General features: G+C 68.2%; 7 protein-coding genes. All 7 read right to left on the bottom strand.

The annotated features are described in order from the left end of the window. Positions 1-3 precede the first annotated feature (3 nt). Positions 4-609, bottom strand: a complete 606-nt coding sequence (locus tag ACQPW1_RS13630; protein WP_433665226.1) for an enoyl-CoA hydratase/isomerase family protein — start codon at positions 607-609, stop codon at positions 4-6. A 283-nt stretch (positions 610-892) separates the two neighbouring features. Continuing rightward, complete coding sequence (locus ACQPW1_RS13625) at positions 893-4,666, bottom strand: AAA family ATPase (protein ID WP_433663075.1); 3,774 nt, start codon at positions 4,664-4,666, stop codon at positions 893-895. A gap of 316 nt (positions 4,667-4,982) precedes the next feature. Then, complete coding sequence (locus ACQPW1_RS13620; protein WP_433663074.1) at positions 4,983-5,249, bottom strand: hypothetical protein; 267 nt, start codon at positions 5,247-5,249, stop codon at positions 4,983-4,985. A 36-nt stretch (positions 5,250-5,285) separates the two neighbouring features. Beyond that, on the bottom strand, positions 5,286-5,810 hold the full coding sequence (locus ACQPW1_RS13615; protein ID WP_433663073.1) for a hypothetical protein: 525 nt from the start codon (positions 5,808-5,810) through the stop codon (positions 5,286-5,288). Positions 5,811-5,860: 50 nt separating this feature from the next. Continuing rightward, positions 5,861-10,867: a hypothetical protein gene (locus ACQPW1_RS13610; protein WP_433663072.1), complete on the bottom strand. Its 5,007-nt coding sequence runs from the start codon at positions 10,865-10,867 to the stop codon at positions 5,861-5,863. A 728-nt stretch (positions 10,868-11,595) separates the two neighbouring features. Continuing rightward, positions 11,596-12,045, bottom strand: a complete 450-nt coding sequence (locus ACQPW1_RS13605) for a GntR family transcriptional regulator (protein ID WP_433663071.1) — start codon at positions 12,043-12,045, stop codon at positions 11,596-11,598. Between the two features lie 100 nt (positions 12,046-12,145). Further along, a complete protein-coding gene (locus ACQPW1_RS13600) occupies positions 12,146-13,147 on the bottom strand; it encodes an HD domain-containing protein (protein WP_433663070.1) in 1,002 nt (333 codons plus the stop codon). Between the last annotated feature and the right edge of the window lie 78 nt (positions 13,148-13,225).

Raw genomic sequence — 13,225 nt, 5'->3', positions numbered from 1 at the left:
ATGTCAGAAGTCGACCACGCTTCCTTCGACCCATCGGGGCAGTCGTTCGGCGATGAACGTTGCCAGTTCTCGGCCGCTGCTTTCGACCTCACGGATCTCGTCCAGGTACTGCCTCATCGCCCGCTGGGTGGTCGCGGTCGAACTCGTCTCCAGGAAGCCGGTGCGTTCGACATGCAGTCCCTTTTCCAGGGATTCGGAGCCGCCCTCATAGATGGTGCGCTTGAGAGCCGCGACCGCCACCGGCGACCGACGCGCGAGCCGAGCTGCCGTGGTGCGGGCCTCGTCCATCAGGTCGTTCGGTGCGACCAATCGGTGCACGAGACCGATGTCGCGGGCGCGAGCGGGCGTGATCGGGGCGCCTTCGAGGCACAGTTCCAGCGCACGGGCGGCGCCGAGCACCCGCGTAAGCATCTGTGTGCCACCGCCTCCCGGGATGATCCCGACGAGGATCTCGGGCTGGCCGATCTCGTAGGGTCCGTCGGCCATCAACCGGATGTCGCAGGACAGCGCCAGCTCGCAGCCGCCGCCGAGGGTGCGGCCATTGAGGGCGGCGACGAATACCTTGTCGGAGTTGCGCATTCGACGACAGACCTCGTGGTAGCGGCGCAGATCGGCGACGCCACCGGCACCGGCGCGGGCCAGCGCCGCCTGCCCGCCCGGAATGCGGTCGGCGGCGCGGCTCGTATGCAGAGCCGCGGCGGCGGAGCGTCGAGTGAGGGTAACCGGCGCTGCCTCAGCGCCGGCGAGGATTTCGGCGACGTCGTAGTGGCTGACGAAACTGCGAATTCAGTTCGATTTCGAGAAAGACTGTGCCCGTGCACAATCGGATTCGGTGGCCTTGGTTCCGGTGCACGCGCCGAGACGAATGCGACCTACCAGCCGGATCCGCGGCTCAGCAGGTGGCGATGTAGGGCACGGATGGCAGGAGTTCTCGCCAGGCCTGCTCGTCGATCCGCGCGGCCGACGAGGCGCATAGTTTCGCCGCGACCGCATCCGGGTCGGTGTACCAGAGTGCCGACAGTTCGTCGCCGATGCCGAGCACGCGTGACTCGTCGCCCGGGTCGAAATGCAGGAACCACGTCCAACCGACCTTCGCCGCGATCGGGTCACCGAGCGGTCGGATATCGGACGGGTCGGCGATATCCCACAGCCGGGCCGTCTGGTCGTCACCGCCGGAGGCAAGGCGGTGTCCGGATCGGTCGATCGCCAAAGTCCGGATCGCCGCGGTATGCGCTCGCACCGAACCGAGGTCACGAACTCGCGCAAGATCGGTGACGTCCCACGACCGAATCATGCCGTTGTCATCCGAGCCGAAAAGGGTATCGCCGCCAGGAGCGAAGACCAGGCTGCGCACGTTCGCTCCGTCCGTGCCGAGCGATGTCTCGACCGGCTTGCCCGGATCGGATATGTCCCACAGGTGGATTCGCGAATCGTCGTCGGCCGCCGCGATGAGTGGCCGATCGGGAGCGAGCACCGCCTGTTCGAGCTCTCCGTCGTGTTCGGTCGGCAGTTGACCGAGCAGACGCGCGGCTGCGGGGTCGGCGACGTCCCACAGCTGTAATGACCGGTCATCGACGCCAGTGAGCAGACGTTTCCCGCTCGGATCGAAGGCAATGGGCCCACCGAGTCCGGTGCCGGGTAGCGCGCCGATCGATACCGGCCGCGCGGGATCGGCCAGATTCCACAGCCGCACCGCACCACCGCCCGCCGTCACCAGCAATCTGCCGTCCGGACGCAGCGCGACCTGGGCACCGTGCCGGTCCGGCGGGCCTGCCATCACCTCGCTCACCGAACGGCTGTAGAACGGACTGCTGATGTCCCACACGTTGACCTGGCCATCGCGCAGTCCGCTGGCCAGCAGCTTGCCCGCCGCGTCGAAGCCGACCGAGCTGAGCGAACCCGCGAACACGATGGGAACGTTCACCCCCGCATGGCTCCAGGTCCGGATCCATCCGTCCGAGCCCGCGGTGATCGCCTGGGTGTCGGAGGCGATCACGAAGGACTGGGCCGAACCACTGTTGCCGTGGATCTCCCGCCCGATCGGCGAAACGCGATCGCGGCGGGTGGTGTTCAGTGCGCGCATGGTGCCACCGGCGTCCGCGACGGAGAGCATCTTCCCGTCCAGCCAGAACTGCAGCTCTGTGATCGGCACCGGGCGCGATTGCTGCCTGCCGATGAGTTGTGCCCGGCCCTGGTCGTCCACATTCCAGACTTGCACCACGCCATCCGCGGTACCAGCGCCGAGTCGGCCGTCCGGGCCGAAGGCAATGGCCTGCACAGCGCCTTCGCTCTCGATCGGCGCCCCCAACGGCGTCGGGTTTTCGGCCTCGTCCACGGCCCACAGCCGTACCGTGCGATCGCCGCCCGCGACAGCCAGCACCGGCCGGTCCGGCGCCATCGTCAGCACCGCGACCGCGCCCTGCTGCGCGGCGACCGGACTCCCGCGCCGCCGAATACCTTGCGGCACTTGGATATCGAGGAAGCTGAGGTTTCCGTCGGCACCGCCGGCAACCACCGTGCGGCCATCGGGCAGGTAGGTGATCGCGGCGACGGCCACGCCGTTGGCGAACTCACCGAGCCCACGAGTCTGTTGCGGATCGCGGACGTCCCAGAGCCGTATGGTGCCGTCTTCGCCCGCGCTGGCAAGCACGGTGCCGTCCGGGCTGAACGCGACCGATTCGACGTTGCCACGGTGACCGCTGAGCGCCGGTCCGGCCGGCGTGATCGCCCGCGGATCCGAGGTGTCCCACAACCGGATGAGACCGTCGCTGCCCGCGCTGGCCAGCAGCTTCCGGCTCGGGTTCAGCGCGAGATCGCGCACCAGTCCCCGGTGCGCCATCGTCGACGCGATGTCGAGCGGCAGCACCTGCGTCGCCAGCAGCCGGGCTCGGGCGATCGGGTCGGCCGGACGCAACCGATACGCCGCCAGCGCGAGCTGAGCGGAGAGCGCCGGATCGACGCTCTGCACCCGCTGCGATTGCTCGATGAGCAGGCCGAGCACCACGCCCTTGTGCTCCTGCGCGACGGACTCGTGTTGCACGACAACCACGCCCGACAGGACCAGTGCCAGCGCGGCGAGCACAGCGACCGCGGACCAGAGCACCTGACGGCGCACCGTGTGCGCGCGCTGCCGGGCCAGCGACGCGGCGATGAACTCGCGAGTCAACAGGTTCGGCGACTCAGTGCGGCGCATCCATGCCGCCGCGTCCTCGAGCCGGGTCCTGGAATACAGCAGCGACATCGGCCGGTCCTGGCGCGCCCACTCCCGTGCGTCCGCCTCGATGCGCTGGCGGGCGGGCGCGAATTCCTTCTCGGCCGACAGCCATCCGGCCATCCTGGGCCATCCGGTCAGCAGCAGATCATGGACCACTTCGACTTCGCCGCCGCGCTGCACGACTATTCGTGCTCGGGTCAGCCGCGCGAGGACAGCCCGGGTGGCATCCGGATCCGTGGATTCCTCGATCAACTGCTCGACCGGCATCCGGTTGCGCACGGTCGTGGCCGGTCCGATGATCGTCAGCGCGACCAGCACATGCCGCGCGGCGTCGCGTTGCCGGTCGGTCAGCCGGGACCAGAACGACTCGGCGCCCACCGCACAGGCCCTGGCCAGTCCGCCGGCTTCCCGGTAAGCCTCCAGGCTCAGGGTCCGGCCGCGCCGGTTCGCCCACGTCGCGGCCAGTGCGAAGGACAGCAGCGGGAGCCGGACCGAGCTGTGCGGCTCGATGGCGTCCAGATCCTGTAGCAACGTGTCGATCAGACTGTCCTCGATCCGCAGACCGGTGGCCGCCGCAGGCCGGACGATCGCCTCACGCAGTTCCTGTGGCGTCATGGGATTGAGCAACATCGCGTGGTCGCCCAGTGCCATCATCAGCAGCGGGTATCGCAAGAGTTCCGGCAGATGAGCGGTATCGAACGCGATGACGACGGTGGTGGGCTGATCGGCGCCCGCGGCCGCAAGCGATGCCAGCGCGGTCAGGAACTGTTGTCGCAGTGCCTCGTTCGCGCACCGGGTGAACAGTTCCTCGCCGCGGTCCACCAGCAGCAGGCAATGCCCCGACGGCCGCGCCTCGAGTGCGGTTTCCAGCGCGACCATCGGCTCGTCGCCGGGGGTCATGGCGATGGGTGTCCTGGCTCCCGGTGTGGCTTGCAGTCCGGCGGCGAGTAATGAGGATTTTCCGACGCCCGACGGACCGAGCAGCACCGCCATGGCCGGCGAATCACTGGCTTCGGCGTTCGAAATAAGTTCGAGCAGTTGCCGTTTCGCGTCGTCACGACCGAAGAACAGATCACGGTCCTCGACTCGGTACTCCCACAGGCCACGGTAAGGCTCACGACCGATATCGATGCTCGGCGGGTCGACCTTGGCCGCCTTCCAATCCTCGTGCCAGCGCACCAGATCGAGCAACGAAGGATCGATCTGCGGGTTGTCGGCGGCCTGGCGCCGGGCCTCGGCGATCAAGACTTCCAGCACCGGCCGCACCGCGACGAAGGTGGCCGGTGTGCGGTTACCGCGCCGCCAGTCGCTGATCCGCTGGGCGGTGACCTTGCCCGCGCCGTCGGGGATCCGCGCGTTGGCGGCCCGGACCACCGACTTCGCCGGCGGCGTTCCGGCAGCGGCGAACAGTTCGCCGAACCGGTGGGCGAAGATACGACGGCCTTCGTCCATCAGCTGCCTATCGCCACGAGGACGTAGTCGCGGATTGTGTACAGACCGGCGAAGCGGACAATCGCGTGTTCTCCGAGGTGTCGGGTGTCGAGGAAGTTGTCGTGCCGTGATGCGCCGCGTCTGCGTGATAGCCGAACTGTTTCCGATTGCCGCGCAAGCACGTGCCGACGTCGTTGGCGCCGACAGCAACACACCAGTTCAAATAGCTGAATCAGGGTATCAGTCAGCATCGTGAGCTCCGATTGCGACGCGATTGCCACAGCGGCGTGACGCGCACCGCGGAGAGCACGGTGCGCGTCACGTGGTGCTGCGCGACCTACGTCAGCCCCATCACGATGGCGTTCTGCACCGCGGGCAGAAAGCCCAAGGACGTCACCAGCGTCATGCCGACGCCGATGCCGATCCGCCGATGCCGGTTCCACCACCCGACCGGACCGACGCGGGTCTGATCGTGGCATCGGGCGATGGTTTCGGCGTCGCTGGCGTTCTGTTCGTAGTAGCCGAAGCCGACCGGCGCGGAGCTGATGTCGAGCAGTCCACCGAGTGGATCGGCGGTGCTACCGGAGAACCTGGTGTCGAACATGATCGAACCTCCTTGGCACAGGTCGCGTGCGACGGATCAGTGGATGGTGTCGGTCCAGGGCCGCATCAGCGCGTCGTAGACCTCCCTGGTGAACTTGCCGCGACCGACCAGGTCGCCGAGCGCCGCCGCGGTGACCGCTCGATTGACGGTGACCAGGGCGCCGATCGAGGTGAGCGACTTGAGCAGCCCGCCGACATCATCGGCACCGGGTCCGGATGTTGGCGAGACCGCTTGTCCGGCAATACTTCCCGCGATCTGGATGTGGCGACTGCGACCGAACTCCTTGGCCGTTTCGGCGGCGATCTGCGCCGGTTGCGAGTCGCCCGCCGGTCCGGCGAGGCCGGCGAACAGACCGGCCAGGCCCTGGTTGCCGGACAACGCGTCCTGTAGCCCATTGCCTGCCGCGGCGTTGAGCTGTTCGCGCTCGTCCGGGGTGAGTTGCGTTGCGCGTTCGACGATCTGCGCGACGTCACGCCACTGCGGGCCGTACAGGTACTCCAGGTGCAGGGTCGGGTCGTCGGCGTGGAATTCGGTGTAAGCGTTGGTCTGTTCAGACTTCATGTCGGACTCCTGTTGTTGTATTCCGTTGCAGGACGGTTGTTCCTGCTGATTCAGAGGGACAGGGCGACCAAACGTCGGTCGTCGGTGTTCGTGATGCGGCCATCGGCCGCGGCGGTCCCGACGAGCGGGATCTCGGCGCGCGGGACCTCGGTGGGCGAGGCAGCGGTGGCGCGGGCGGGAGCAAGCGCCTTCTGCAGCGATGCGATGAGCTCTTCGAGGCTCGCGGTGTCCTGAATGTCGTCCAGGAACTGGGTTCCGGTGGGCGTCATCCCGCTGTTGGAGTCACCGCGCGGGGTGTTCTGGTCACGCCAGGCCCGGATCGCGGAAACGATGTAGGACTTGACATCCGGGCTGGACAGCGCGACCAGCGGCACCACAACGATCACCGCGAGCAGCAGCACCACCACCAACACCGGTAGTACGCCACCGGCCAGCAGCAGCGTCGCCGCCGCGGCGAGCAGCAGCGGAGCGCCGACGAGAGCCGCGCCGCCGGCGGCCGCCACCAGACCGGCAACAGCTGCCGCTCCGAGAGCTGCGGCTACACCGACCGGCACCGCCACTGCCAGCAGCGAAGCGAGCAAAGCAACCGTCAGCAGAGCGGCCAGTGCCGCAGGCACTCCGAAGGCGACGAGCGGCAACCCGATCACCGCGGTGACCACCGCAGCGGCCACGGCCACCGAAGCCGCCACCGCGACCGCCACGGCCAGCGCCAGCAGCGGCAACGCCGCCAGTGCCAGGGCAACCAAACCGGCTGCCACCCCCGCGCCGAGCAACGCGACAACCGCGCCGACGGCGATGGCACCGACGACCAGCGGTGCGATGGCGAGCGCCGCCAGCGTGACCGCGCCGACGGTCAGCAGCACCGCCGTCGTGATCACCGCACCAAGAGCGAGCGCCCCCACCACGGTGGCGATCGTGGCGATCGCGGCCAGGGCGAGCGCACCGAGCGCGATCAACCCCGGCAGTGCCAGCGCGAAAGCTACGGCAGCCGCGCCGAAGGCCAAGGCACCCAATGCAATCGCTACCGGCAGGCCCAGTGTGACCAGCGCGGCGACAGCCAGCGCACCGAACGCGAGGAGCGCGGGCAGTCCGAGCACGGCAGCGGCGACGACAGCACCAAGAATCAGTGCGCCGAGTACCACCGCGACGGGCACTCCCATTGCGGCGAGAGCGATGGCGCCGCCGATAGCCAAGGCGGTCAACACAATCGGTGCCGCGATGCCCAACACCGTGAGAGCGACAGCACCGGCCACCAGCAGCGCACCGACTGTCGCGACCGCACCCAATGCGAGTGCGCCGAAGACGATCAGCGCAGGCAACGCGACTACGGCCAGACCGATCAGCAGCGGAAGTGCCAGTGCCGCCAGTCCGATCGCACCGACCGTCAGCAGCGCACCCAGCGCGAGCACGGCCCCCAGTGCGAGTACAGCCAGCACCACCGGAGCGGCCACCAGAGCCAGCACCGTGAGAGCGACCGCACCCGCGGCAAGCAAGGCACCGACCGTCGCGACTGCACCAAGAGCCAACGCGCCCAACGCAATCAGCACGGGCAACGCCAATGCGATAGCACCCAGGATGAATGGGGCGGCAAGCACCGCCAGCGCCAGCGCACCGAGCACAAACGGTGCCGCGAGCACAGCCAGCGCGACCACTCCTGCGACCAGCAGCGCACCGAGCACGAACGGCGCGACCACCAGAGCCAGCGCGCCGAGTGCCACCGCCAGCACGGGCAGCGCCAGCGCGGCGACGGCAAGTGCACCGAGCACAAACGGAGCGGCGAGCACAGCGAGCGCAACCGCTCCCGCGACGAGCAGCGCGCCGAGCGCCACCGCGCCGAGCACGGGCAAGGCCAGTGCGGCAATGGCGAGAGCGCCGAGCACGAACGGTGCTGCGAGAGCGGCGATTGCCACCGCGACGGCCAGACCGGCCAGCGCGGCAAGCACGGGCGAGCCGAGCACCGCGGTAACTACCAAGGCGGCGAATGCCAGGCCGGCCAGCACAATCAACGTGCCGACCGTGAGACCGGCGACCACAACGGCGGTAGCGGTCAGCGCGGCGGCCACCACAGCCACTGCGACGACTGCGATCGCACCGAGCGCGAGTAGCGCGGGCAATCCGGTCCAGCCCGCGAGCACCACCACCGCCACTGCGGCGAAGGCCAGCACACCAAGCGCGACAACCGTGCCCAGCGCGAGCGCGCCGAGCGTAGCCAGTCCCGCGAGGGTCGCCGCGAGGACCGTGACAACCGCGGCCAGAGCCAGCGCGGCCAGACCGATCGCACTGGCAACGCCGAACACGGTCAGTGCGATGACCGCGGCGAGGGCAAGCGCACCGAGGACAATCGCGCCGACAACACCGATGGCGGCGAGCGCGATCAACGCCGGTATGCCGGTCCAGCCGAGCAGCACGACCACCGCCAGCGCGGCGAACGCGAGCACCAGCGTGGTCACCACACCGGCCAGGGCCAGCGCACCGAGAGTCACCACACCGGCCAGTCCCAGCCCGAGCGCACCGAGCACAACCGCCGCGGTGCCGGCCAGCACCGCCAGTGCAACGGCACCGAGTCCGAGCAGGACAGGCGCCGCCGCGATCGCCAGTACGGCTGCGCCGATGGCCAACGCGGTCAGAATGGCCGCACCCGTGGCGAGCAGCGCACCGGTCCCGATAACAGCACCAAGAGCCAACGCGCCCAACACGATCAGCGCAGGCACCGCCAGCACAACAAGTGCGACGACTGCCGCGATCGCCAACGCGCCGAGCACAAACGGCGCAGCAAGCACTGCAAGCCCGATCACCGCCGCAATCGCCAACGCACCAAGCACAAACGGCGCAGCAATCGCCGCAAGCACGCCGAGCGCGATCACCGCCGCGATTGCCAGCGCGCCGAGCACAAACGGCGCCGCAATCACGGCAAGCACCAGCGCACCCACAACCCCGGCGGCAACCAGGGCCAGCACCGGCAATGCGAGCACAGCAAGCGCGACCACCGCCGCAATCGCCAACGCACCGAGCACAAACGGAGCAGCAAGTACAGCAAGCACCCCGAGCCCGATCACCGCCGCGATCGCCAGTGCGCCGAGCACAAACGGCGCGGCAAGTACACCGAGCGCGATCAGGCCCGCCACTGCGGCCAAGGTGACGACCGCGGCGAAGGCGCCGAACGCGAGCAGCGCGGGGCCGCCGAACACGGCGATCACGACCAGCGCGGCGAAGGCCAGCGCCGCGAGCGTGACCGCGCCACCGACGGCGAGGCTCGCGAGCGTGGCCAGCAGCACGGTCGCGAACGCGGCGATCACCACCACTGACGCCACCGCACCCGCGGCGACCACGATCGCCGCAACCACCGCGATGATGCCGATCACGATCAGGGCGGGCAATCCCGTCCAGCCGAGCGCCAAGAACACGATCGCTGCGGCAAGGGCAAGGACGCCGACCACGACCGCGACACCGAATGCGATGGCGGCAAGCGCAATGACCGTCGGCAACCCCAGCGCGAAGAGTGCCGCCAGCGCGGTGAACGTCACCGCGGCGATCACGATCAACGCGGCGAGGGCGAGCGCGGCCAGCGCGATCGTCTCCACCACGGCGAACACCGTCAGCGCGGTGACCGCGGCAAAGACCAACGCGCCGAGCGTGATCACGCCGACCAGACCGATCGCGGCAAGCGCGATCAAGGCGGGCAACCCGGTCCAGCCAAGCACCAGCACGACAACCAGTGCCGCGAAGGAGAGCACCGCGACCGTCGCCACACCGGCAAGTGCCAGCGCGGCCAGGGTCACCGTCCCGGCGAGGCCCAATCCGACCAGGCCGAGTACGGCCAGCGCGGGCAACGCGACGGCGGCCAGCGCGATACCGCCGAGCACCACCAGGACCGGCAGTGCAACGACAGCCAGCACGATGCCGACGACAATGAGCACGGGCACCGCGATCGCAACCAGCACGATGGCTCCGACCACCAGGGCCGCGATGATCACGGGCGCGGCCAGCAGGGCGATGGCGCCAATGGCCAAGGCGCCGACGATGCCCGCGATCACCACGGCGGCGATCACGGGTAGCGCCAGCAGCGGCAGGGCGGCATGCCGAGTGCTGAACAACCCGTCGTTGTTCAGCATGCTGCGGATCTCGGTCAGCACCGGCGCGAGGCCGGCGTGCAACGAGGCTGCCGGGTCCGCGATCAACTGCCGGATGCCTTCGGCCAAGCCCTGCAACGGATCTCCGTCACCTACGGTCTGGCCGAGCATCGGAGTCAGCAGATCACGCAGTGCTTGGGCCGGATCGGCGATGTCCTTGGGGAAGTCGAACAGCGTGCGTGCCTGGCTGATCAGGTCCTCGACGGGCGAAGCGATCGGGTCGCGGCGGGCGCCCGCCTGCTCGATCGCTTGATTGACAAACGAGAGCAGATCCTCGACGGGCTGACGCAGCGGTCCACTCGGGAAGGTCTTGTCGGCCCACCCGGCCAGTTGCCGCAGATCGACGCCGGTGCTGATGACCTGCTCGGCGACGGCGGCGATCTCGGTGACCGAGGACGGCACGAAGCCGATCGGACCCGCAGCGGCGGTGGCGCCGGGCACCGCGGCGGCGAGGGGCGCGCCGGCGGGCCGAGACTGGTCTGCGGGTGTGGCGGGTGGCGTCGTGAAGCCGCGGATCATCTCGCCCGCGCCTTCGGCCGGGGTCCCGGCGGTTACGTTGTCCAGGGCGTTCAGTGCCTGGTCGACCATGTTCTGTCCGGCCGGGCCGAGGTTCGTTGCGACGTCGCCGAGTTCAGGGACGGCCGCGGCGATGTCCGGGACAGCTCCGCCGAATTCCGTGACCGCACCGTTGACCGCGTCACCGAGACCGGGCACGGTCGAGTTCAAGCCGGGGATGAGCTCACCGGGGTTCGCCGGGATCGACGGGAATGCGGGTGCTTCGGCCGACGCCTCGCCGGTCGACACCATGGCAGTGGCCAGCGATGCGAACGCGGCCGCCGCGTAGAGGCCCTTGCGATTGCGTTTGACTACCTTGCGATGCTTCGCGGCGCTCTTGGTTGTTCGAGAACGTTCGTTGGCTACAGACATGGGGGAACCTTTCGATCGAACAGTGATGCAGCGAATACACAGCCGGATTCGGCTGGGAATGCTGAGCTCGCGCAGAGCTCTCCGAACGACGACGATTCGGGTGGGTCAGACCGGTCCGCTTTCGCCGGTCGCGCATACCGCTCGTGACCACCCGCCACTGGCTCCTACGGTGGTCCCGATCCGGGTGTGCATGACGCCGCCGATATCGCGGCAACGGATGTACGCGTGTTGCCCGACGCCTGCCCCTGGCTCACACGTGATCGTGAGCTGATTGGGCACCGCGTAATCGGAGGCGCAGCCGGCGGGAGGTGGGTCGGCCGAGGCCTCACCCGTAGCGAACACTGAACACACGATGGTCGATATGTAGATCGCAGCTAATGCTGCGCAGCTGGCGTTTCTGTTCATGCACCAAGGCTCGATTCAGCACATGGGCGAGTCAACAAACAAGTTCGGCAGTTTACACATCCTCGCAGTTAGAAGCCTTGAGACTACTAATCCGCCGCGGATTCTTCTTACGGGATATTGACGCGGACGACTCTTGACATCTCGATTCAGTGACACAGTTCACGCTTGCTGAAATCTACTCCAGCAATATTCCAGCTAACTCAATGCAGTCCGCTGTGCGCGCTCCTCGACTGCTGCCAAGCGGCTGCTACGAGTCCGGGCAGCCGTCCTCGAGCAGATCCCGCATCACATGCTCGCTGGTGCGCCGTCTGTGCCACGAGCACCTAGCCGATGTGTCCGTTGCTCAGGCCGAGTCGTTCGCCGATGTCGGCGATGCTCATGCCGTGGTCGTGGGCGTCTTCGATGGCGGTCTGGCGGATGCCGGAGAGTTCGGCGATGCGGAGTTGGTAGTGGGTGATGAGGTTGGCGGCGAGCTGGGCGCGGCGGATGGGGTGCGCCACGGAGCGGATCTCGTCGACGTCGTCGTCCAGTTGGAGGGGGTCGGGCGGGCTCACCGGCGACTGACCGACGACGAAGGTGCCGCGGCGCGGGACGGTTCGCACGAGTTGCTGATTGCTCAGCAGTTGGATTGCCTGTCGGATCACGGAACGCGATACGCCGTGCCGCTCGGACAGCTCAGCGTGGCTGGGTAGCTGAGCGTCGCCGGGGAGGGTCCCGTTGTGGATCCGTCGTGCGTAGTCGTCCGCGATGGTGACGTAAGCCGGTTCGGCCATCGCGTCGATCCCTTCGTCTGCGGTAACTGCGTTCGAGGGTACGGCGGCGGCTGCGATCGCGTCGGGGGCGATCCTGGGACCTGTTGCGTTTCAACGGTTCCTAGAGGTCGAGGTAGACCGGCGGGACGACGATGCGGCGCCACGGTAGCTCGGGAAGTTCCGCCAGTTGCTCCTTCCGGAATCCGAGCGGCACCCCATCCACGCAGGCGGTGTCCAGGTAGAGGCGTTCCAGCTGGTAGGTCCAGCCGAGCGAGGCGTCCGGGTGGCCGTCGGCCAGCAGCTTCCAGCTCAACGGGTCGCGGCGCAGGTGCCGGGCCAGTTCGGACGTTCGCAGGTCGGTGAGCAGCAGCGCCCACAACTCGTCATCGGTCATCGACGTGATGTCGGGTGCGCGTTCGCCATCCGCGAGCAGGACACCGACCAACCCGCGCATGGCGCCGTTCGCCAGCGCGTTCTCCCAGCTGCACAGATATCGCGCTTCGCCGTGCGCCAGTTCGGCCAGATAGCGAGCGGTGAATCGATCGGCGTGCACCGCGCCGTCGACCAGCCGCAGCTTCGCCAATGTCTCCGGCGGCGGTTCGGACAATCGAGCGTGCGCGCGACCGCTGCGCACGAACGACTCGAGATGATCAAGCTTGAGCGCTCCCGGCAGCCCGCACAGGACTGACACGCTGCTCGGCTCCTCCACCCGGAGCACAGCGTCCACATCCATGTCGTGCTCGGCCAGCAGCGGCGCCAGCCCACGGATCCGCTGCCGACCCAGTTCATGATGATTCAAACCGGCCACACCTTCGAAGGTGTGGCTGAACGGCAGATGCCCGATGTCGTGCAGCAACGCGGCCACCCGCCCCACCAGATCGTCCGGCGCGAAATGCACCGCCAGACTGAGCAATCCGAGACTGTGCTCGAGCCGGGTGTAGGTCTGATGCGTCGTCATCACCGCGGCACCGGCATGCGCGATGAACTGCAGCCGCCGTACCTCCCAGGTCCGCAGCAACTCCCGCTCCAACGGCGTCAGCCGAAAAGCCACGCCCCACATCGGATCCCGATACCAATCATCGCGACCCAGAATCCCGGCCACCGAGCAGGCGCCCCCAGTCAAACCAATTCCATTGCAACGCATGTCTCTAACCACCCCCGGGTCCGAAAACATTGGTACCGCACAATACTCTGCCAGACA

This window comes from Nocardia sp. CA-128927 (assembly GCF_050955855.1).
Classification (GTDB): Bacteria; Actinomycetota; Actinomycetes; order Mycobacteriales; family Mycobacteriaceae; genus Nocardia.
Note: the sequence above shows the minus strand (reverse complement) of the source record. Positions and strands in the feature narration are given on the sequence as shown.